Annotated in this window: 18 protein-coding genes; 8 read left to right on the forward strand and 10 right to left on the reverse strand. The window is 47.6% G+C overall.

The window, feature by feature from the left end; translation table 11 throughout:
- Nucleotides 1–8: 8 nt before the first annotated feature.
- On the reverse strand, nucleotides 9–329 hold the full coding sequence (gene yciH, locus AC0J20_RS02500) for a stress response translation initiation inhibitor YciH (protein WP_473020479.1): 321 nt from the start codon (nucleotides 327–329) through the stop codon (nucleotides 9–11).
- A 207-nt stretch (nucleotides 330–536) separates the two neighbouring features.
- Here yciH and AC0J20_RS02505 point away from each other — a divergent pair, with 207 nt between their 5' ends.
- The 7 genes from AC0J20_RS02505 to AC0J20_RS02535 all read left to right on the forward strand — a co-directional run bounded on the left by AC0J20_RS02505 (nucleotide 537) and on the right by AC0J20_RS02535 (nucleotide 7,964).
- Nucleotides 537–842, forward strand: coding sequence for an STAS domain-containing protein (locus AC0J20_RS02505; RefSeq protein ID WP_229527715.1), 306 nt, complete (start codon nucleotides 537–539; stop codon nucleotides 840–842).
- Nucleotides 843–863: 21 nt separating this feature from the next.
- A complete protein-coding gene (locus AC0J20_RS02510) occupies nucleotides 864–2,522 on the forward strand; it encodes an ATP-binding SpoIIE family protein phosphatase (RefSeq protein ID WP_473020480.1) in 1,659 nt (552 codons plus the stop codon).
- 144 nt (nucleotides 2,523–2,666) lie between these two features.
- The gene (locus AC0J20_RS02515; protein ID WP_473020481.1) at nucleotides 2,667–3,680 is read left to right on the forward strand and encodes a Fe(3+) ABC transporter substrate-binding protein; all 1,014 of its coding nucleotides are present in this window, start codon (nucleotides 2,667–2,669) and stop codon (nucleotides 3,678–3,680) included.
- A 41-nt stretch (nucleotides 3,681–3,721) separates the two neighbouring features.
- Nucleotides 3,722–5,341, forward strand: a complete 1,620-nt coding sequence (locus tag AC0J20_RS02520) for an ABC transporter permease (protein WP_473020482.1) — start codon at nucleotides 3,722–3,724, stop codon at nucleotides 5,339–5,341.
- A gap of 2 nt (nucleotides 5,342–5,343) precedes the next feature.
- Entirely contained in the window at nucleotides 5,344–6,378 is a 1,035-nt protein-coding gene (locus AC0J20_RS02525; RefSeq protein WP_473020483.1) for an ABC transporter ATP-binding protein, read from the forward strand.
- Nucleotides 6,379–6,559: 181 nt separating this feature from the next.
- Entirely contained in the window at nucleotides 6,560–7,387 is an 828-nt protein-coding gene (locus AC0J20_RS02530; protein ID WP_473020484.1) for a hypothetical protein, read from the forward strand.
- A gap of 112 nt (nucleotides 7,388–7,499) precedes the next feature.
- Entirely contained in the window at nucleotides 7,500–7,964 is a 465-nt protein-coding gene (locus tag AC0J20_RS02535; RefSeq protein WP_473020485.1) for a tellurite resistance TerB family protein, read from the forward strand.
- On the opposite strand, the gene AC0J20_RS02540 is transcribed toward AC0J20_RS02535, so the two are convergent.
- From AC0J20_RS02540 to miaB, 9 genes are all read right to left on the reverse strand, one after another.
- Nucleotides 7,944–8,876, reverse strand: coding sequence for a diguanylate cyclase domain-containing protein (locus AC0J20_RS02540; RefSeq protein ID WP_473020486.1), 933 nt, complete (start codon nucleotides 8,874–8,876; stop codon nucleotides 7,944–7,946). The genes AC0J20_RS02535 and AC0J20_RS02540 overlap by 21 nt on opposite strands.
- A gap of 1 nt (nucleotide 8,877) precedes the next feature.
- Nucleotides 8,878–12,108: a response regulator gene (locus AC0J20_RS02545; protein WP_473020487.1), complete on the reverse strand. Its 3,231-nt coding sequence runs from the start codon at nucleotides 12,106–12,108 to the stop codon at nucleotides 8,878–8,880.
- Nucleotides 12,092–12,691, reverse strand: a complete 600-nt coding sequence (locus AC0J20_RS02550) for a hypothetical protein (RefSeq protein ID WP_473020488.1) — start codon at nucleotides 12,689–12,691, stop codon at nucleotides 12,092–12,094. Before AC0J20_RS02550 ends, AC0J20_RS02545 begins: the two co-directional genes overlap by 17 nt.
- A gap of 90 nt (nucleotides 12,692–12,781) precedes the next feature.
- Nucleotides 12,782–13,816, reverse strand: coding sequence for an ion transporter (locus tag AC0J20_RS02555; protein ID WP_473020489.1), 1,035 nt, complete (start codon nucleotides 13,814–13,816; stop codon nucleotides 12,782–12,784).
- A gap of 86 nt (nucleotides 13,817–13,902) precedes the next feature.
- Nucleotides 13,903–15,390, reverse strand: a complete 1,488-nt coding sequence (gene lnt, locus AC0J20_RS02560) for an apolipoprotein N-acyltransferase (RefSeq protein ID WP_473020490.1) — start codon at nucleotides 15,388–15,390, stop codon at nucleotides 13,903–13,905.
- 46 nt (nucleotides 15,391–15,436) lie between these two features.
- Nucleotides 15,437–16,318 (reverse strand): HlyC/CorC family transporter, encoded by an 882-nt coding sequence (locus AC0J20_RS02565; protein WP_229527702.1) that lies wholly within the window; start codon nucleotides 16,316–16,318, stop codon nucleotides 15,437–15,439.
- Between the two features lie 33 nt (nucleotides 16,319–16,351).
- Complete coding sequence (gene ybeY / locus AC0J20_RS02570) at nucleotides 16,352–16,873, reverse strand: rRNA maturation RNase YbeY (RefSeq protein ID WP_473020491.1); 522 nt, start codon at nucleotides 16,871–16,873, stop codon at nucleotides 16,352–16,354.
- Complete coding sequence (locus AC0J20_RS02575) at nucleotides 16,870–17,937, reverse strand: PhoH family protein (RefSeq protein ID WP_229527700.1); 1,068 nt, start codon at nucleotides 17,935–17,937, stop codon at nucleotides 16,870–16,872. The genes ybeY and AC0J20_RS02575 overlap by 4 nt, the downstream gene beginning before the upstream one ends.
- Before the next feature lie 14 nt (nucleotides 17,938–17,951).
- Nucleotides 17,952–19,382 carry a tRNA (N6-isopentenyl adenosine(37)-C2)-methylthiotransferase MiaB gene (miaB, locus tag AC0J20_RS02580; RefSeq protein WP_229527699.1) on the reverse strand — a complete coding sequence of 477 codons (1,431 nt, stop codon included), beginning with the start codon at nucleotides 19,380–19,382 and terminating at the stop codon, nucleotides 17,952–17,954.
- 599 nt (nucleotides 19,383–19,981) lie between these two features.
- On the opposite strand from miaB, the gene AC0J20_RS02585 reads away from it, so the two are divergent.
- Entirely contained in the window at nucleotides 19,982–23,209 is a 3,228-nt protein-coding gene (locus AC0J20_RS02585; protein ID WP_473020492.1) for a hypothetical protein, read from the forward strand.
- The last annotated feature ends 5 nt before the right edge of the window (nucleotides 23,210–23,214 follow it).

Genomic DNA, 23,214 nt, shown 5'->3' on the forward strand with positions numbered 1-23,214 from the left:
TTGTTTATTTAGCCACCGGCCAGTTTGACGTTGTAATTCTTTGCTTCCAAAAAGGTTTTGATTTTATCCCGGTTATCGCCCTGGATCTCGATGACCTGATCCTTGACAGCACCGCCGGTTCCACAAAGCTTCTTTAGTTCTTTTGCAATGGCTTTCAGGGCGGTGTCGTCTAACAGCAATCCCGAAACCGTAGTGACGCCTTTTCCTTTACGGCCTTTTGTTTCGCGTCGTATACGCACCACACCATCGCCTGTAGGTGTCGACTTGCTCTGTTCTTTCTTCGGTATTCGACCAAAGTCGGTACTGTAAACTAAAGGGTTTTCTGCCATGATTAGATTCGTTAACTGTTTATTTTTGATTTTAGTCAAAAATATTTATTGTTTATATGGTTAATTTAGGTTTTTGTTAATTCAATCCTGTGGCGTTTGCTCTTTGTCGCATATTTTTCGCGAAAAGGTGATGACCTCCTGAGCAAATAGCTTAAACGACATTTGTAAACAAACTATTCGACCAAAGTATAACTACGGAGTATTTTCATGAGTGTAGAAAGAGAACTTTCCGGTGACGGTAAAACATTGACCATCATCCTGGATGACAAGTTTGATTTTTCAAAAGTACAGGAATTCAGAGACGCCTATGCAGAGGATATTGAGTCTGTCTCAACGGTTATCGTTGATTTAGGCCACACCGAGTATATGGACAGCTCTGCGTTAGGTATGTTGCTCAATATGCAAAAGTCATTAAAAGAACAGGTTTCTGATTTTCAGATAGTTAACAGCAGACCGGCAGTTGCCAAAATCCTGCAAATCTCCCGATTTGATAAAAAGTTCACCATCAAATAACGCGTCAGCCCTTTTAGCTAAATGCGGATTTTAATTGTTGATGATGAACCGGTAAATCGTTTCCTGCTGGTGCACCTGCTGCAGGAAAACGGCTTTACGGATTGCCATGAGGCCGAATCCGGTGAGGAGGGGTTGCGTCTGGCCGAAAAGCTGGTACCGGACATTGTCTTGCTGGATGTGGTTATGCCCGGTATGAGTGGCCACGATGTTGCACCTAAACTCAAAGCGCTGCAGCGTGATACGTACCTGCCCATTATCTTTATTACCGCCATGGATGATGAAGAAAACCTGGTGCAATGTCTCTCGGTGGGCGGCGATGACTTTGTGGGGAAACCATTTAATAAAACCATTCTGGCCGCAAAATTAAAAGCACATGCCCGCACCAGAATGCTGAGTAAACGCGCCTATCAGCAAAATCGTGAGTTATTGTTCCATCAACAACATATTGAGCAGGAACACGCTATCGTAGAGCACATTTTTTCAAATGTGCTGACAATAAACCGCAGCCTCGCAAAATTTCTTGATAGCCAGTTAGCACCCGCCAGTAATTTTAACGGCGATATGCTGTTAATAGAGCGCTCTCCGGGGGCCGGACTGTATGTGTTGCTGGGTGATTTTACCGGGCATGGACTGGCCTCTGCCATTGGGGCCATTCCGGTTTCCAGGGCATTTCAAACTATGTCTGAAAAGGGCATTCCGGTTGCGGAAATGGCTGAAACCCTGAACAAGACACTGTTGGATTTTTTACCTGATGGTATGTTTTTCGCCGCTGCTATCATAGAAATCGCGGAAGACGGATGTACCCTGGACATCTGGAATGGCGGCCTGCCGCACCTGATCCTGTTCGATAAAAACGGCAACATTAAAAAGCGCTTCGAATCGGCTCATATGGCACTGGGTATCCTGGAGCCGGATGAATTTGAAAGTGATACAGAACATTACGAAGCTGACCTGGGGGATCGTCTTCTGGGTTATACGGATGGCGTGATCGAGTTGTGCAATGAGGCCGGGGAAATGCTCACTGAGGATGGACTGGAGGCGTGGATTTCTGATATGGATGAAATCAACACCTCGCAATTAATGCAAAAGGTTGAGCAGTTTCGTGCTGACGGTGAGCAGGACGATGACATCAGCATGTTTATTTATGCGGCTCAACCGCTCGGATTAAAAAAGCAAATTGCTGCCTTGCCTTCCGCGTCATTCCGGTTAAGCATCGAAGTAACCCACCAGAATTTTGGGTCAGCGAATCCGGTGGGGGAAATAATCGATTTAATTTCAGGGCATGCTGCGTTTTATGGATTGCGATCCGATATCTTCACTGTGCTCAGCGAGTTATATAACAATGCTCTGGAGCACGGAATTTTGAAACTGGATTCACAGTTAAAAGACTCTGCCGAGGGGTTTATGGCATATTTTGCTCAACGGGAAACACGCATTGCCAATTTGCAACAAGGCTGGATCCGCCTCAATGTGACTTACGATGCCGACGCGGCGCAATTGGTTTTTACCATTAAAGAGAGCGGCGAGGGGTTTGATTTCGATACCTGGGTTTCTGATGCAGATTCGGAACAGTGTTTTGGTCGGGGAATTGCTTTGGTTAAAGAGTTGACGGATAGCTTTGTGTACCTGGAACAAGGCACTAAAGCGGTCGCCACCTTCAGCCTTGTGCCGCATCAATAGGAGACGGGTTTTTCGCAACGGAATATTTTACAGCTATGTTTGTAACAGAGTGTTAATATGACAAGAGAATTTACAGGCCAATATTGAGAATAATTCTCAATTGAAATAGTATCCGCTTCACCGATAACTTATCGACATTAATTTATGAAAAAACTACTACTTGCAACGTCGCTGTTGATAAGCAGCTTTACGCCTTTGAGCAACGCACAGGAAGTCAATGTTTACTCTGCGCGCAAAGAGGAACTTATCAAACCTTTGCTGGAAGAGTTTGAAACAGCACAAAAAGTCAAAGTTAACCTGATCACCGGTAAAGCGGATGCCTTGATTTCAAGAATTGCATCTGAAGGTCAATTCAGCCCCGCGGATTTAATCTTAACTACGGATGTTGGGCGGTTACAGCGTGCTAAAGAAATGAACCTGTTGTCGGCCGTTGACTCCGATTTATTACAAAGCAAAATTGCCGCTAACCTCAGAGATGAAGACGGTTATTGGTTTGCTTTGACTATGCGCGCCCGCCCGGTTATGTATCATCCTGACAGAGTCAAAACCGGTGAATTAGGGTCGATATTAGAACTGGCCGACGCGAAATGGAAAGGCCGTATTTGTATTCGTTCCTCGAACAATATTTATAACCAATCCATGGTGGCCGCCATGATTACCAAGTTTGGCGAAGAAAAAGTGCAAAATTGGGCAAACGGTTTTGTGAAGAACTTTGCACGTACTCCTAAAGGGGGAGACAGAGATCAGATCAAAGCCGTTGTTGCCGGTCAATGTGATATCGCGATAGCTAATACCTATTATCTGGCAGGCATGTTGGCAGATACTGATACGGAAAACCAGAAGATTGCCAGCCAGTTAAAAGTACACTGGCCAGATCAACAGGGCACTGGCACTCATGTCAACATTTCCGGTGCTGCGTTACTTAAACATGCACCAAACAGTGCTGCCGCATTGCGTTTAATGGAATTTTTAGCCAGTGACTCCAGCCAACAATGGTATGCGGAAAATAACCATGAATACCCGGTGGTGGCAGGCGTAGAAACCAGCGCGTTGTTAAAAACATTCGGTGATTTTAAAGCTGAGGATGTTCCGCTACAACAAGTCGGTGAACTCAATGCCAGCGCCATTAAGATAATGGATAAGGCGGGCTGGAAATAGAAAAGGCAGTTACCCGACCCGTTACTCGCGGGTCGCTCTCCATGAACTTATTGTTCAGTCTAAACACCCTGGTGTTGTTTGCAGCGGTGATCATCGCCGTGCCTTCCTGTGTCGTATTTGGCGCCTGGCTCTGGCCAGATTGGGGACTCTGGTCACATCTGTCAGAGACGGTGTTAGGTGATTATATCGTCAATAGTCTGGTACTGGCATTTGGCGTGGGGATAACTTGCGGGTTTTTGGGTACCTGGTGTGCCTGGTGTGTCAGCCAGTATCAGTTTGCTTTTTCCCGGTATTTTAAGTGGTTGTTATTCCTGCCACTGGCTTTTCCTCCTTACATCATGGGGTATACCTATACCGGCCTGTTGGATTTTTCAGGTCCGTTTCAGGAACTACTCAGAGAGGCCACCGGCTGGGGCTACGGTGACTACTGGTTTCCGGATATTCAGTCAATGTCCGGGGCCATTTTTACCATTTCGGTTGTGCTTTTCCCCTATGTTTACGGCTTAGCCTACGTGGCATTTTCGTCGCAGTCTCAATCCCTGTTCGATGTGTCCCGCAGTCAGGGGCTGAACGAAAGACAGTATTTTTACAAAGTGGCTTTACCGCTCGCGCTGCCAGCTATTAGCGCCGGCATGTTGCTGGCAATGATGGAAGCCTTTGCGGACTTTGGAACGGTGGAATATCTCGGTGTGTCTACCCTGGCCACCGGAATTTTCAGAATCTGGTTTGGGATGAATGAACCGCTGGTCGCGGCGCAATTGTCTTCCGGTTTAGTCTGTTTTGTATTGTTTTTGCTGTGGGGTGAAAAGTGGGTTAGGCGCAAACAACGGTTTTATCACACGCGTAACACGACACCCAATCAGCCGCGAAGGATTTCATGGCAACGGCAATCCATCGTGCTGGCAAGCTTGTTGAGTATTTTCCTGCTGGCGTTTGTGATCCCGGTGATCCGACTGGTGTCCTGGTCGGTGTTGGTCGTGCAAACATCCCCCGACTTTGCAGCGTTGTTTACCCTGTTAAAGAATAGTTTTTTAGTGGCTGCGATAGCTGCTATTGTCGTTATGACCATTGCGCTGTTGTTTGGCTACGCTCAGCGTGCTGCACCACCAAAAGTGATAAAAAACGCCATCGGTCTGGCTACCATGGGCTACGCTTTCCCCGGTGCTGTCATTGCGGTTGGTGCGGTGATTGCCTTGGGTAATACTGACCAGTGGCTGAATAAATTAACGCTGCAGCTTTTCGATTTTCAACCCGGGCTGGTGTTATCCGGTACCCTGTTTGCGCTGATATTCGCCTATGTGATCCGTTACCTGACAGTGGGCTATCAGCACGTATTAAGTGGCCTGGCGAGGGTGTCGCCGTCGTTAGATGAAGCCGGCAAAACTTTAGCTGAATCAGGGTGGGGGATTTTGCGCAGAATACATGCTCCAATACTGAAACCCACGCTACTGGTTGGTATACTGATGGTATTCGTAGATGTGTTAAAGGAGTTACCGGCCACACTGATTCTGAGGCCGTTTAACTTTGATACGCTTGCAGTAAAAACCTATGAACTGGCTTCAGATGAGCGCTTAACCGATGCGTCATTACCAGCGCTGTTTATTGTCTTAGCAGGTTTATTACCTGTCTGGTTTATTCAAAAAAATATCAACACAAATTAACCATGCTTACACTTCAAGATATACAAATATGTTATGGCAGCAACCGGGTTGTTGAGCAATTTAGCTGGCATCTCGATGCGGGAGATATCGGGTGTTTGTTGGGGAGTTCGGGATCAGGTAAAACCTCGATTTTAAAAGCGATTGCTGGCTTTAAAGCGATCAGCACCGGAGGGATTCATATCAATGACAACGAAGTCAGTTCAGACATCCGCCAGGTGCCACCCGAGCAGCGACAAATTGGTATGATGTTTCAGGATCTTGCGTTGTTTCCACACCTGAATGTGGCACGGAATATCACCTTCGGGTTACAGAAATTAACCAGAGACAAGCAACAGGCCCGTCTGGAGGAGTTACTGGATCTGGTGGATTTGGTGGGTAAAGAAAACGCCATGGTGCACGAATTATCCGGTGGACAACAACAACGAGTAGCCTTAGCCCGGGCACTGGCGCCTAAACCGAATTTACTCTTGTTGGACGAACCTTTTTCAAGCCTGGACAAGGATTTGCGAGAATCATTGGCCACACAAATCAGGCAGATCCTCAAAGCTGAACACATAACCGCGCTGCTGGTGACTCACGATCACGTCGAAGCCTTCTCTATGGCAGACAAAATCGCGGTACTGAATAAGGGGCACCTGGTTCAGTCAGGGACACCCTATGAAGTGTATCATCGCCCGGACTCGCCTGATATCGCCCGATTTTTGGGGATATGCGACTATCTGCCTGCACAGCTAAATACTGAGGGGAAGGTGGCAACACCCCTTGGCACTTTCGCTATGCCCTCCGGTGCTGAATATGAACCCGGTGCGGCCCTGCAACTTCTGGTGCGGCCGGATGATGTGGTACACGATGACAATAGCGCAATGAAAGCAACAGTGGTTCGCCGCTATTTTAAAGGTGCACAGTTCTTGTTCGAATTGCGCTGTCAGGAACATCGATTGCATTGCTACGCCTCAGCGCATCATGATCACAAACCCGGTGACGCCATCGGTATCCGTTTTGATATGCAGCACAGCGTGATTTTTCCAGCCGGTTAACCTTGGTGTATACTTAAACCAATCAGTAAACTTGTGATCGCTCGGCGTTAGTCTCCTGGCCTTGAAGTGGCTGTGTGTAACTCATGTTTACTGTCGTTGTTATCATTTTCGTTCCGCATAAACGTGCCGTAGCGCAGAACGGTGTTGCAAGCCTGGTCTTTATTAGTTCATTTGGTATGTCGTGAAAATACTGCTGGCGTTATTTTGGTTCATCCCCGTACTTTGCCTTGCGGCAGAGTTGCCTCTGGTGCGTACGATAGGGCCTCAGAAAGCGGATGATGTCAGTCATACTTATTTTACTGCCTTGTTGCAACAGACACTAAAAGGGCAGTATCAGTTAGATATTATTGACTATCCCGGGCAGGGGCGGGCGGTTAAATTGCTGGAAGCCGGGGATTTTTTTGATGTGATGTGGTCCGGCAGTTCTCAAACCCGCAATAAACAGCTGATACGCGTCCCGATTCCCTTGTTCAAGGGCGGCCTAGGTATTCGCGGGGCCGTGTTACATCAGCGTTTTCAGAACACCTTTCAGCAAATAACGACATTGCAGGAGTTACAGCGTTTTAGTATTTGTCAGGGACGGCACTGGCCAGATGCTGATGTGCTTGAAGCGGCGGGATTGCATGTGATCAGGGTGCAAAGTTTCGAAGCAATGTTATCAATGTTATCGATAGGTCGCTGTGATTTACTGTTCTTGAGTATTTTTGAAGGTAAAGGTGAGCTGGATGCAGTTAAACAGCAATTCCCTGAACTGATTTGGGATACCCATTTACTGCTTCGCTATCATACTGAAATGTACTTTTACCTGAACAAAGACAACAGGCAATTGGCCACATACATAGAGTCTCAGCTTATTGAAATGATGACTTCAGGCGCGTTTGCTGAGTTTATGGCTTCACATGCCTTGACCCGTCAGGCGTTTCCGTTACAGCAATTTGAGCAATCGATTGTGATTCGTTTATCTGAAGAGGCGGACAAGAGCCTCAAAAAGTGGGCCTTTGACTGGTAATTTCGTTCATGCTGCTTGCATCTTCGGCAATTTTGTAAGCAGATGTTTGATACCTTTAAGTGTTTGCCTGATGGCGTTAAGCTTAGCAGTCTGTTAAACAGATACTGTAGTTATGATTGCAAAAATCTTAGGTTGGTTAAATGACAGCGAAGCTGACGCTGGGGCAAAAAATGCTGAAGAGCTTACTGTGCCGATTGCAACAGCGGTATTGTACTATGAAGTTCTCAGGGCCGATGCGCAATTCAGCAATGATGAGATTCAGGCATATGAACAAAAGGTCCTGACTGAGTTTGGTTTTGCCAGAGAACAATTAGCGCCATTTTTACAAAAAGTCGAAGCTAAGGCCAAAGATGCGGTAGATTACATGCAATTTACCCGCTTAATCCATGAGAATTGCTCACTGCAGCAAAAGCGCTATATTCTGACATCACTGTGGCATCTGGCGATGGCGGATGGGCAGGTGGACCCACACGAAGAACACCTGATCCGCAAAATGGCCGATTTGATGTACTTGTCACATGCTGATTTTATTCAATGCAGAATGTCTGCTGAACAGTCAGCGACTGCTGGGAAATGAGCGCGAGATACAGGTATTACGACCGGCGTTCTTTGCCTCGTATAAACACCCGTCGGTGAATGACAGCGCGTCAGTCAGGGTGACTGCATTGGTTGGAATCAGAGAGGTAATGCCAATGCTGGCTGTAATTTTACCAAAGCTACCATGACCTTCATGCGGAATATTGGCTTGTTCAATACGCGACATGATTGTCTGCGCAAATGCTTTGGCACCTTCTAAATGAGTATTGGGCAGAATTGCGGAGAATTCTTCACCGCCAAAACGCGCCAGAAAATCCGTTTCCCGTTGAATGCAGGATTGCAGAATTTCGGCCACCTGTTGCAGACACTCATCGCCTTTCAAGTGACCATAGTGGTCGTTATACTGCTTAAAAAAGTCAATATCTATCAACAGGATACTGAAAAACTCCTGCTCACGAAGGGCTCTGTGCCATTCTGTGTGTAACACTTCATCGAAACGACGTCTGTTCGCAATTCCGGTGAGTCCATCTGTTGTGGAGAGCATTTTTAAGCGCTTTCTGTGGCGTACCAGCTCCAGGTGATTGCGCACCCGCATTGTGACAATTGGGGGGTGAAAAGGTTTGGCTATATAATCAATAGCCCCCGCCTGAAGGCCTTTTTCTTCGTCTTCAATACTGTCCAGTGCAGTGATAAAAATTACCGGAATGTGAGCGGTTGCGGGATTTTGTTTCAGGTGATGGCATACCTGATAACCATCCATGTCTGGCATAACAACGTCCAGCAGAATCAGGTCAGGAAGCATACGAGTGGCTTGCTGCAGGGCGCTTTTACCGTTGGTGGCAAACACAATATCACAATCGGCACGTAAAATTTCACCGAGCATTTTGATATTGCTGATAGCGTCATCCACCACCAGTACGGTTTGTTTATCGGCTGTAGACGTCTCAAACATGTTACTTTACGTTCTCGTGTAAATTCAGCGTTAAACAAATTTTATTCAGATAGTTTAAGGCTAGCTCATAATCCAGTTGATGTATTGCCGAATCGAGATCTTGTAATAAATTTTTAGGCACCTGACCATTTAACATTGCTTTGAGCGTGACAAAATTATCCATGGCATCCAGAGATTGTATTTCTAATAAACTCTGCAGGTTATCGGTGCAAAGCTGTATGTCACTGAGTTTTTCGATAGTGAGCAGGACCGGCGGCGTTGTTTCAGGTGCGTCTTCAGCTTGGTTTTTAGTGAGGTGTTGCTGCAGTGCTTGTCGGAGTGCATTAAGGTCCTCGTTTAACAAACTCAGCAGGTTTTGATCCAGGCTATGATGTTTTTTAAAGCCACTTTCCAGCGCCACTACCTTACTGTGAATATCTTCAGCCGCCACATTGCCTGACTCACCCTTCATCCGGTGTATCAGTTGGCTTATTTTCAGATTATCCTGTTCATCTATCGCATGGCCAATTTGTTGCTGAAACTGCAAACAACTTTGGGAAAACTCCTGCAATATTTCATCTAACAGGCTGTCTCGCTGGCCTATTCGTTTGTACAGGGTTGCGATGTTAATACCTTCTATTTCGGGCAGCACAGACGTTGATTCTGCCTGAACACTGCTATCCTTCAGGGGCTGCTGACCGCCCGGGACCCAGCGTTTAAGCGTGTCATAAAACACGGAGACATCAATGGGTTTGGTAATGTAGTCATTCATGCCTGCCTGACGGCTTTTTTCCCGATCTTCTTCCAGTGCATGCGCTGTCATAGCGATGATAGGGAGCGTCACCTGATGCTCCTGGCGCAGTTTTTTAGCAGCGGTAAGACCATCCATTACCGGCATCTGGATATCCATCAGGATTATATCGAAGTGTTGTTCACGGACTTTGTCCAGTGCTTCCTGACCATGATTTGCAACCGTTGTTGTGGCGTGCACATCCTCCAGTAATGCCAGGGCAACTTCCTGATTTATTTTGTTGTCTTCAACCAGCAATATATGTTTGGCGGTTAAATCAGGTCGGGATGGGGTTACTGAATCTTTTTGCGACAGTTCGGCATGCGAAAGGTTGAATAGCCGGTTCAGGGTTTCCTGACAATCATGTACATTCAGCGGTTTATAGAGCACCTCGTGAAACAGCTGATTGATATTCTCAAGATGTTTTTCTTCGGCACCCGGAGAGGTCAACAATACCCGTTTCGGCATTGTGGATTTTCCTGATTTAATCAGCATTTCAGCGCTTTCAAGGCCATCCACTTCTGGCATAAAGTGGTCGATAAAAATGGCCTGGTAGCGGGACAGTTGTGCTTCATGCCGCATCAACTTGAGCAAATGGCTGGCTGAATGGGCGATGGTACTTTCGATGTTAAATTGCTTCAGGATTTCCTGAGTAATCTGAGCGGAGGTTTCACTGTCATCAACAATCAACACACTGGTTGGTGAAGGTAGCGGCGGCACTGCCACAGGCAAAACCTGACTTTTACTGCTCAGGGTAAACCAGGCATCAAAATAAAAGGTACTGCCTTTACCATACTGGCTCTCGACGTTTATGGTGCCTTTCATCATGGCAACGAGGTGCTGACATATAGCCAGTCCTAATCCTGTGCCTCCAAACCGTCGGGTAACACTGTTATCAGCCTGGTTAAAAGACTGAAACAGCAGCTTTTGCTTATCGGCATCAATGCCAATGCCATCGTCTTTCACGGAAAACTGCAGATGTAGTTCTTTATCGCCGGATTCAAGGATCTCAACCTTAACCAAAATCTCGCCTTGCTCAGTAAATTTAATGGCGTTGTTTACCAGGTTTAACAGGATTTGCCCCAACCTCAGCGGATCGCCTGATAGGGGTTGGGGTATGTTGCCCGGTACGTCAAATAAAATGTCCAGCGGTTTGTTCTGGCTCTGGCTTATTACCACGTTGGCTAAATTGCTGAGCAGTTCATCAATGGTAAAGGGAATGTTTTCCAGCTCCATTTTACCGGCTTCTATCTTGGAAATATCCAGCACATCGTTCACCAGCCCCAGCAGTACATGGGCCGAGGAGTCAATGCGGTTCAGGTACTGTTGCTGTTTATTGTCTAACAGGGTTTTCTGCATCAGATAGGTGTTGCCTATGATGGCATTCATTGGGGTTCTGATCTCATGGCTCATATTGGCCAGAAACTGACCTTTTGCCTGACTGGCAACTTCGGCATTTTCTTTGGCCTCGATAAGATCCGCCTCTATTTGCTTTTGTCTGGTGATATCGCGTGCCAGGCCTTCTACACTTTTGAGGTCACCGGATTCGTCAAACAAATTGACTTCTGAAAACAGGATCCAACGTTTGTTGCCATCACTGTCTTTGATTTCACCTTCAAATTCTGCCTGCTGCAGAGCCAGGTTCACCTGATTTAAATAGCGTCTGGCCACCTGGTTGATAGGGTTTTCGGTGAGCAGACGGGCAATGTCTTTGAGTTTTTGCGCTGGATGCCCGTAAAGTTGCGTTGCGCCTTCGCTAATCCAGCTGATTTTGCCATCGACTCCACGGGCATAAACAAAATATTGATTGAGGCTGCTGACCAAACGATGGTATTTGCGTTGGTTTTCGGTTAAGGCCACTTCTGAAGCTTTACGCCGGTCAATTTCTTTATTTAATGAGCGAAATAAATACAGTGAAGTGAGCCAGGCAATCAGTAGCAAAAATAAGGCTATGGCCCCCTGTAGCATCAGCTGATTGCGTATATCTCGGGCCAGCATTCTGAAAAATTCATCAGATACCTTAAAGTGGGCGATGCCCATAATCGCAAAGGTGACCGGGGAATAAAGCGGAACATCAACATCAAAGCAACTGCTACAGTCACTGTCACCGCGCACAAAGTTGGGTAATTCGGGAAAAATGTCTTTGTCGATTTCAAGACTAATTTGTTTGAAAAATGGGTTGCCGAGATTGGGCTCCTGATAAAGCATCAGATTGCCAATGGCGCGTTCGATCTCGTCGCTGTTATGCATCTCTTCGTAATCCTGAAGGGCCGAGAGCAATTGCAATCCCTGAGCTTCTGCGATGAGTTTGGCATCGGCTGCGGCCTCGGTGCGCAGTTTTGGTTGCAACACTTCGGTCCAGTAGAGCGCCAGCGAGATTTGCAGCGAGATAGCCAACAACACAAAAATAGCGGATATCGCTTTAGGGGTACGCTTCAGGTACTTTTTATCTTGTGGGTTCATACAGCGTTGCCACCCTTAAGAAAAATGATTTGATGCGTATACCAGAATTATTCATGACCTGAGCATTGATAAAGGGTTTGGGGCTGGTATCGATAGTGAGGCCGCTGAATATGCCCTTTTCCACATCTCCCTGAAACGGGGAGTAAGTCACGATATTATGGCTAAGTCCAAATTGTGCAATGCCTTTGATTTCTTCGGTATTTAATTTGTTCAGGATAAAAATTCCGGCTACCGCGATGTTCATTTCTTCTATATGTGCCATATCCCTGACCAAATGAACGAACACCGGCATATCTTTGATGCGTCCTTTTTTATCGCCACGGCCCATTCTCAAAAAGCTGCGGGCGAGTTTTTCTGCCTGCTGTAACTCTCCGGTGTAGAGAAATACGATGTCTAAGCCATTGTCCGGATTGTGCTTGTCATTGATGTCCTGATCCGCCTGCAAAATGGACTTAAACATCTTTAAGCCATTAAGTACCCGGAAGTCTTCATTCGACCACACAGGCGTGCTAAAGCAGACAGCAACACTCAACAACAGCCACTGATACCATTGCTTCAGGCCGGAACTTGTTGAGGTTAACATCGGTGGGTTCTGTCCATGTTTGTCTTCGGCTTGCTAAGTGCTACTTAAGTGTAGAATTTAAAACAATTATTTGTAGTATAGCCATAGTTGTCAGAACAGTGTATTGGATTCTGAAAGCGCTTCTTTTCTTTGTTGATCCCGCTCTTCCAGATGCTCCTGCCAGCGCTTTTGGGAAATATGCGCTTTCACCACTTCCAGCACTTCAATTATCAGTTTAAGGATTTCATTATTCACCTGTTTTTCGTCGCTGGTGAGGTGATTAAAGCCCTTGTCGAAGATATCTGCTACTGTGTCGTTATCCAGATCTTCCAGCATATTAGTGATCGACTGAATCACCACATTTGAGACGGTATTTTGTAACCGCTTTTCAATGTTGCCACCCAGTACCGGTACCAGATTCAACATCGCAATTTGGTCGTCCTGTCGAACTGCTTTGGCGACGCTATTGATAATGTGCTTTCTGATAACTTCGCCTTGCTCCGGATGGCTGATGGAGGTGCCAAGGTGTTGTGCCAGTGAGGATACCCATTGTGTGACCACGGTCTTTCGGGGGCTGATAATGTTATCCGCAATTTCATCCAATAAGCTGGAACCTTTGGCAATCTCGTCCTGGGCATCAGTGAGTATTTTAACCACGATACGGTCACTCAGCTCTTCAATCAGCACGTTATAATAAAACTTGATAAAACTGAAAAACGCCCAGCTTCTGAAGTCTATGATCTGATATTTGTGCAGGCGATACAGCACCGAGATGATGCGCAAAAAGCGAAAAATCCGCGCTGACTCGACAGGAATACAACCGACTAAGTCATACCAGTGAATAAAGGGGAAAAAGTACCAGCGCATATATTCTTTGTGCTTGATCGCCACTGCCCAGCGCACCATAAACTCACTCAGAAACACGGCAATAAAACACAAGTCGAGGAACAAAAAGTTGGCGTGAATTGGCGCATAAAGCGCAATCACCGCAGGGGCACTTTGCTGCAGAAAATCAAACACAGCAGAGGTGGCGTATAAGGAATCAAAAATCAACAATATGAGATTGACCACTAACAGCGCCATCATCAGTAGATCAACGGCGAACCAGATCCCTTGTTTACTTGCTCGCAGTCTTTCGTAGTTCATGGCTGATCTCCTATGGGCAAAAACACAGAGCAGGGGGATGAATCAATAATCTTTTCAAATCAAAAGTTTAAAATCAACACAAAGCTTTAACTGTGTGTCCGGTGCTGTCTTTTAGTGGCTATAGTGGCAAAGCCCAGGGTCACTATTGTGAATAACCACAATGGCATGTCGCCCCAATAGCGATACGCTGTCATGCCGGATACTTTATGCAATGCTACCTCTAAGGTGGCGCTGCTAAATTGTGGAGCCTGAGCGATCACTTTGCCGTGATGATCAACATATGCTGTAATACCATTATTGGTGGCACGAATAAGGGGCAGGCCAAATTCGGCGGCACGCACCTGGGCGATTTCCAGATGTTGTGCCGGGCCATGGGAGTCACCAAACCAGGCATCGTTGCTTACGGTTAGTAGAAAATCTGATTTTTGTCTCAGGTTCGCCTGGATTTGTCTGGGGAAAGCAATTTCAAAACATATCGCTGCCACAAAATGGTGGCCATTGACCAGCAGATTGGGTTGTTCATAAGCACCGCGACTAAAAGATGACATGGGCAAATCAAAGATGGGAGCGAGTCCGCGCAGCCAGTCTTCCATCGGGATAAATTCACCAACCGGTAACAGATGATGTTTGCTGTAACGGTTCTGATGAAAGTACTGGTATTCGGGGCCGGTTGCGTCTTGTGCCGCTTTGCCCAGTACAATCAGGTTATTGAAAGCTTCATAGGTTTCAAAATTGTAATTCACAATACCGGTGATCAAGCCGGTATTGGTTTCAAAGGCGAGCTGGTCTAGTTCCTGTAAATATCGGGTTGCAAGGGGTTCCAGTTTAGGAATAGCGGCCTCTGGCCATAAAATTACATCGTTGTGCCACAGGTTTTCACTGAGCGCCAGGTACTTTTGCATCGTTGGTTCGTCCTGTTCAGGTACCCAACGAAGTTCTTGTTTAATGTTGCCCTGAGCCATGGCGATATTGACCACCTCGGGCTGTTTTTCTGTGAATGTAAACGAAGACGCCAGCAACGTACTCAGGGTCAGAAACAGCAGACTGACGGCAATGGGTTTGGCTTTTTGTTGCTTATTCTGGTGAGATGCAGCGACTAACTTACCAAGCAGGCACCCGGTAACTAACAGCAGAGCACTGACTCCGGTTTCCCCGATGACCGGGTACCAGCCAGCCAGTGGACTGGTGGATTGGGTATAACCCAATGAGAGCCAGGGAAACCCGGTTAAAAACCAACTGCGCAACCACTCAAACAGGAACCAACACGCGGTGATCACTAAAATCTGATATTTCGTCGGGCTAAATTTTTGCGACAGCCACAATGCCCCGGCCGGAAAGAGCGACAGGTAGGCTACCAACAGTGCCATAAGGGCCAGCGAACCTAAGAGGGGCAAGCCTCCAAAGTTGGCAATACTGACATGTACCCAACTGATCCCCGCACCAAACCAGCCTAAACCAAAGACAAAACCCGATTTAAAGCCTGATAATGCGTACCTGTAATGCAAAAAGAAAATCAGCGGCAGGCTGATGAAGGGGATAAACCACAGTGAAAACGGGGCATAAGCAAAGGTCATTGCTATGCCCGATAAAAGGATTAGAAGATAGTGAAATGAATGTTGCTTAAGCACTGGCGAGATGGTTCGCTGGTACTCTGGGCAGGGTGACCTTGAGTTGAATGAGTCGTCTGCCGTCAGCGTTATTCACCTTAAATTCAATATCATTGATCACGATGGATTCATCTTTGGAAGGCATGTGACCAAAACTATTGAGTACGATGCCACCGATAGTATCGGCCTGTTCTTCGTCAAATTCAGTATTAAAATAGCGGTTAAAGTCATCAACAGCGGTCAATGCTTTTACTGAATACGTATAGGTATTCAGAGCTTTGATGTCTTCGGTCTCTTCATCGTCAGCATCGTGTTCATCTTCGATTTCACCGACAATGAGTTCCAGAATATCTTCAATGGTTACCAGGCCTGATACGCCGCCATATTCATCGATGACAATGGCCATATGATAGCGATGCTGACGAAACTCGCGCAACAGGACATCCACCCGTTTGCTTTCCGGCACGATAACCACCGGACGCAGAATATCTTTAAGTTCGAACTGTTGTACTTCGCCGAAGGCATATTTGAGCAGGTCTTTTGCTAACAGAATACCTTCTACATGATCTTTGTTTTCTGACACTACCGGAAAGCGCGAGTGGGCGGTTTCCAGCACTAGAGGTAAGAATTCAGACACTGTCTGGTTGATATCAATAGTGACCATTTGCGCTCTTGGGATCATAATATCCCTGACCCGCATCTCCGCCACCTCCAGGACACCGTGTATCATTTCCCGGGTACCCGGATCGATCACTTCCTGCAATTCAGCTTCGTTGATAACTTCAACCAGTTCTTCCCGACTTTTGGGCTCTCCTGTGAAGGTTTGAATGATTTTTTCTAACCAACTCTTACCAGAAGAACCGTTCGTAGAGTGTGGGTTGTCGTCGTTACTCATGAGTTTGACATAATTCCTTTGTTGGCAAGCGCCCTATAATTCATGATCAATATAGGGGTCGTCAATACCTAAACTGTTTAAAATTTGAACTTCAAGGCTTTCCATCTGTTCCGCCTCTTCGTCGTTTATATGGTCATAGCCCAATAAATGCAAGGTGCCATGCACCAACATATGTGCCCAATGAGCGGTTAAGGTTTTATTTTGTTGTTCGGCCTCTGTTGCGACGACCGACTGACATACCACTAAATCCCCCAGAAGCGGCAAATTTAATCCCGGGGGTTGTTCAAATGGAAAGGACAATACATTGGTGGGTTTGTCTTTGCCTCTGTAAGCACTGTTTAGTTCCTGGCTTTCCGTTTCATCCACCACCCGAATGGTGATTTCCAGTGCTTCACCGGCTGGAAAGTCGGCGAGTATTTGGGCTGGCACGGCTGCAAGGGCCCGGTTAACCCAGGATTCAAATTGACTAATGATATCTTCAGACAGGGGGGTTGTGGTGGCCAGCTGAATATCAATCTCTGTGCTCAACCGGCCGTTATCCGCGTTTGCGGTCATGACTGTTCGCCTGTTTGATTATCCACCGAATTCAGGCGTTCCAGTCTGGCCAATTCTTTCTTTTCTTTTTGTATCCGCGCTTCTTCCTGCTCGAATTTGTCATAGGCCTGCACAATTCTGGCCACTACCGGGTGACGCACCACGTCGCTGGCCGTGAAGAAGTTTAGCGAAATGTCGTCGACTTCTTTAAGCACTTCGATAGCATGGCGCAAGCCGGAACGCACGCCGCGGGGCAGATCGATTTGAGTAATGTCTCCGGTAACCACGGCTTTGGAATTGAACCCGATACGGGTCAAAAACATTTTCATTTGCTCTACGGTGGTGTTTTGGCTTTCGTCCAAAATGATAAACGCATCGTTGAGCGTGCGGCCGCGCATGTAGGCCAGTGGTGCCACTTCTATGACATTGCGTTCAATTAACTTTTCGACTTTTTCAAAACCCAGCATTTCAAACAAGGCGTCGTATAAGGGGCGTAAATAGGGGTCCACTTTCTGTGACAGATCCCCGGGTAAAAATCCCAGCTTTTCTCCCGCTTCAACCGCCGGACGTGTCAGCAATATGCGGCGCACTTCTTGTCTTTCCAGGGCTTCAACTGCACAAGCCACCGCAAGATAGGTTTTACCTGTACCGGCCGGACCAATACCAAAAGTGATGTCGTGTTGAAATACGTTCATCAGGTATTGTGACTGATTGGGATTGCGCGGTTTTATAACGCCACGTTTGGTTTTAATATGAACTTCTTTACCCCAGCCGGCATCGCTTTTTTGTTCCATGATGCCGCAGGCCTGAATGGCGAGGTGCACCTGTTCAGGTTCTATCTCCGGCAACTCGCCTTTGACAGGTTGGGTTTCGACGTACAAATTTTTCAGCAGCGTCAGAGTGGCTTCTACAATGCTGTCTTTTCCAACGACTTTAAAACTGGTGTTGTTGTAGCTGATTTCCACGCCCAGGCGCTTTTCAATTTGTTTGATGTTGTCATCAAAAGGGCCACATAAACTGGACAAACGTCGGTTGTCTATGGGCTCCAGGGTAATACTTTTAGTAACTAGTAATGAACTACTCAATGGCTTATCTGTGATTAATGTGGTTGAAATTGGGTAACACCCAGATTGTCTGTCTTATCCTGTCGAGTTTCCAGGATACTTTCGGGCGTTGTGGCAATTCTCAGGTTCATTTGATTTTCAGTGCGGATAACGTTGCCGCGTAGCGAGTTTGCGAAGACGTCGGTGATATCGATATCAACAAATTTGCCCACCATATCCGGTGTTCCTTCGAAGTTAACAACCCGGTTGTTTTCGGTACGACCTGAGAGCTCCATGATATTCTTTTTAGAGGGGCCTTCGACTAATACCCGCTGTACCGTGCCCACCATATTTCTGGCGATGCGCTGTGCCTGTTGGCTGATGCGTTGTTGCAACAAGTGCAAACGCTGTTTTTTCACTTCTTCACTGACGTCATCTGGAACGTCGGCTGCCGGTGTACCCGGTCTGGCACTGTAGATAAAACTGAAACTCAAATCAAAATCAATGGCCTGAATCAGGTTCATAGTATCTTCAAAATCTTTGTCACTTTCGCCAGGAAATCCGATGATAAAATCTGATGACATACTCAGATTAGGACGGATTTTCTTAAGACGTCTGATTTTAGATTTGTATTCAATGGCCGTATGGCCGCGCTTCATCATTGCGAGGATGTGATCTGAACCGCTTTGTACCGGCAAATGCAGATGATCCACTAATTCCGGGATAGTTTCGTAAGCATCAATGATGTCGTCTGTAAACTCCACCGGATGCGACGTGGTGTAGCGGATACGGTCGATTCCATCGATAGCAGCCACTAAATGCAGTAATTCTGCAAACCGGCAAATGCTGCCATCGTAATGTTCACCGCGAAAGGCATTCACGTTTTGTCCTAACAAATTGACTTCACGTACGCCTTGCTCGGCCAGTTGCGCAATTTCAAAAATTACATCGTCGACCGGGCGTGAAACTTCTTCGCCGCGGGTATAGGGCACAACGCAGAAACTGCAATACTTTGAGCAGCCTTCCATGATGGAAACAAACGCCGTAGGGCCTTCAGCCCGGGGTTCAGGTAACCGGTCAAATTTTTCTATTTCAGGAAAGCTGATGTCAACCACGGCTTTTTCACCGGCCTGAATTTGCGAAATCATTTCCGGTAAACGGTGCAAGGTTTGTGGACCAAAGACAATGTCTACATAAGGCGCGCGTTGGCGAATGGCATCGCCTTCCTGAGAAGCTACACAGCCACCAACACCGATAACCAGTTCTGGCTTTTTGGTCTTAAGGTTTTTCCAGCGGCCCAACTGATGAAATACCTTTTCCTGCGCTTTTTCGCGAATCGAACAGGTATTCAGCAAAATGACGTCAGCGTCCTCTGCTTCTTCAGCAAGGGAATAACCATGGGTGCTATCCAGTAAGTCAGCCATTTTTTCCGAATCATATTCGTTCATTTGGCAGCCCCATGTTTTGATAAACAGCTTTTTACTCATGCACTCTTACTCAATTCTTAAACTTGTTCGAAAAATTCGCTCTTTTGGGCAAGTATACCCGAAAAAAGGGCGCGTATTTTATAGCCTATTGACGTCAGTTTCCAGATATTTAATAACAATGCTCATCCCGTTGAATATTTAATGCAATGGGTATATCGCCATTTAAGTCTACGCGAGGGTCAGCGGGTTGAGAACCTTCGATTGAATAGCCCGTCTATTTGCTGATTTGGCAACAAAATATTCAGCGATCCTGGCTTTGTATCCTGGAAGTGAAAGCCCGGGTATATTTTTACATACTCAGTTATTGATAGTGTGAAGTAATTCCCAAAACCACCAAAGAACTTTAAATGTGCAGTTGAAATGTTCGATATCTGTTCTAAATTTGGAATTATTGCAGAGCAGATAAAAGCGTGTTTTAACCTTTGCAAAAAATCTACCCCGCAAAGGTAAATATACGCCAATCAAGGTTGCGATTTAACCAGGCTGTTTGATGGCTCTGTCCCGGTGTCAAAGGAATTTTCAGCGACTGATAGCATGACCCAGTCCTTCGGGAAACTTGTGTAGTTTCGTACAGAACCCTGTCTGAGGAGCAATTAGTAATGACAGACGACAAAGGCCCCAAAAAGCAAAAAGTTGAATCAAAAATTGAAAAACTGGAAGACCGTATCGCCCCGGGTGGTATCGGTGGTTTAGTTGGTGATCTGGGTATTGAATCTAATGATGCACCACCACCTGGCGATGAAGGGGGACCCCATTCCGGTGGCGAAGAACATCCCCCAGGCGGTGAAGAAGGCGGACCGCCCCCCGGTGATGAAAGCGGTGGTAATACAGTTACTCATCCTGATGGCACCGTTGAAACCTACAATGACGATGGCTCAGGTAGCGTTGTATATCCTGATGGTGCCACTGAAACCTGGGATGGCCAGGGTGGTGGTAGCTGGGATGATGGACAAGGCAATACCAGTCAGTGGAGTGCCGATGGCTCGGGTAGTTGGTCATCTGCGGATGGTAGTAGTGGCTATCACAACGCTGATGGTTCCGGTGGCTATTCTAATTCTGATGGTAGTTATGGCGCTTACAGTGCGGATGGCTCCTTCAGCCATACCGAAGCAGACGGCACTACGTATCAGGGTAACGCCGACGGTTCAGGTTCAATTACCTATCCTGACGGCACATCAGAAGCCTGGGATGCTCAGGGTAATCCGGTAGGAGAGAGCCCCGACGGTGGTGGTGAAGAGCCGCCACATGATGGCGGTGCGGAGCAACCGCAGGAAGGCAGCGAAAGTGGTACGGTTACTCATCCGGATGGCACAGTGGAAACCTGGAATGAAGATGGTTCAGGTAGCACAGTGTATCCCGATGGTGCCACCGAAACCTGGGATGGCCAGGGGGGTGGTAGCTGGGATGATGGTCAGGGCAATACCAGTCAGTGGAGTGCCGATGGCTCGGGTAGCTGGTCATCTGCAGATGGCAGCAGTGGTTATTACAATGCCGATGGCTCAGGCGGCTACACCAATGCCGATGGCAGTTCCGGATCCTACAATGCTGATGGTTCCGGCAATCACACTGAAGCAGATGGGACAGCCTACACCTGGAACGCCGACGGTTCAGGTGGCGTAGAATACGCGGACGGCTCTTCTGAGTTCTGGGATGGTCAGGGCGGCGGTAGCTGGGACGATGGTCAGGGTAATTCATCAACCTGGGCGGCTGACGGCTCAGGCTCCTGGACTTCAGCAGATGGCAGCAGCGGTTATCACAATGCTGATGGTTCCGGTGGTTATTCTAATTCTGATGGCAGTTACGGTAATTATGGTGCCGATGGTTCATACAGCCATACTGAAGCAGATGGCACCAGTTACCAACAAAATGCCGATGGTTCTGGCAGCATTACCTATCCCGATGGTTCCGTGGATGAGTGGGATTCTCAAGGTAATCCGGTAGGTGAACCAGCAGGTGGAGAGCAACCGCAAGACGGTGGTGAGTATCCTGAAGGTGGCGGTGAAACTGGCGAATCCGGAACGGTAACGCATCCGGATGGCACAGTTGAAACCTGGAATGAAGATGGCTCAGGTAGCATGGTTTACCCCGATGGCTCCAGCGAAACCTGGGATGGTCTGGGCGGAGGTACCTGGGATGATGGCCAGGGGAATACCTGTCAGTGGAGTGCTGACGGTGCCGGAAGTTGGACGTCTTCGGATGGCAGCAGTGGTTACTACAATGCTGATGGTTCTGGTGGCTACTCAAATTCTGACGGTAGCTATGGCAACTGGAATGCGGACGGTTCCGGAAATCACGTCGAAGCCGATGGGACTTCTTACCAGTACAATGCCGATGGTTCCGGCTCAGTGACCTATCCTGATGGTACTGTTGACGCGTGGGACTCGCAGGGTAATCCGGTAGGAGAAAGCGGTGATCAAACCCAGGGTAGTGGCTCTGGAGGTGAACATGACGGCACTGCCGGAGAAGGCGGCCATGATGGTACCGCAGGTGAGCATGGTGATGATGGCTCTCACCCAAATCCTGATGTGGTAGACGAGCAGGTGCTTGACGATGGCACAACCGTATTAACTTATGCCGATGGTACTGTTGAGACTTTCAATCCTGATGGCTCCGGTAGCATGGTGTTCCCCGATGGTTCTACCGAAACCTGGGATGGTCAGGGCGGCGGAACCTGGGATGACGGACAAGGCAATTCCTATACCTGGAGTGCCGATGGCTCTGGCTCCTGGACAGCATCCGACGGTAGCAGTGGCTACTGCAACGCCGATGGCTCCGGAGGTTATACCAACAGTGACGGCAGTCATGGTAGCTATGCTTCTGATGGGTCTTATACCCATACAGAGAGTGATGGCACCGTGTACCAACAAAACGCCGATGGCTCAGGCAGTATCACCTATCCTGATGGTACAACTGAATCCTGGGGCAGTGACGGCACGACCAGCGGCGGTCATGAGCCTGGTGGACCGGAAGATGATGGTGATGACGAATGGATGGAACCCGGCAGTGAAATGGAAGACCACGGCGAAGTGGTGGATGAGCAATTCAACGAAGATGGCTCAGGAACAGTAACCTATGCCGATGGTACGGTGGAAACCTGGAATGCCGATGGCTCCGGTAGTATCAACTACGCTGATGGCGGCACGGAAACCTGGGATGGTCAGGGTGGCGGTAGCTACGATGATGGCCAGGGTAACAGTTGTCAATGGAGCGCAGATGGTTCCGGTAGCTGGACCTCAGCTGACGGAAGCAGTGGTTATTTTAATGCTGACGGGTCGGGCGGTTACAGCAATGCCGACGGTAGTTATGGTAACTGGAATGCCGATGGCTCGGGTACTCATACCGATGCTGATGGTACTGTCTGGACGATGAACAGTGATGGCTCTGGCAGTGTCATTTATCCGGATGGAACATCAGAAACCTGGGATGCCGGAGAAGCACCCTACCCGGATGAGGGCGGGGATGGTGAACCTATGGATGACGGCGGAATACACGGAACTGTACCTCCGGACCCCAATGGCTATGTCAATGAGTTTATCTTGCCATTGTTCGAAGGAGGGAGTGATCCGGCTGAGTGGGGACTTGACTACGATGCGGACGGCCCAACCAGTTGGACCCTGCCGATTGACATGGGCGATGTAGACCTTGCCAGTAGCACCTTTGTTATCTCTGGTGAGATGGTAGGTGAATGGGAAGGTGGTATTCCACCGGAAGCAACGGGTCCTGATGCGGATGGTAATTACATCATTCAAAGCTGGCCTCTAGCAGAAGTAATAGATAACGGTGATGGTACTGTCACCTTAGTTTTTGACCTTGATGAAACGCCTTAACCGGC

It is taken from the genome of Planctobacterium sp. R6, assembly GCF_055755215.1.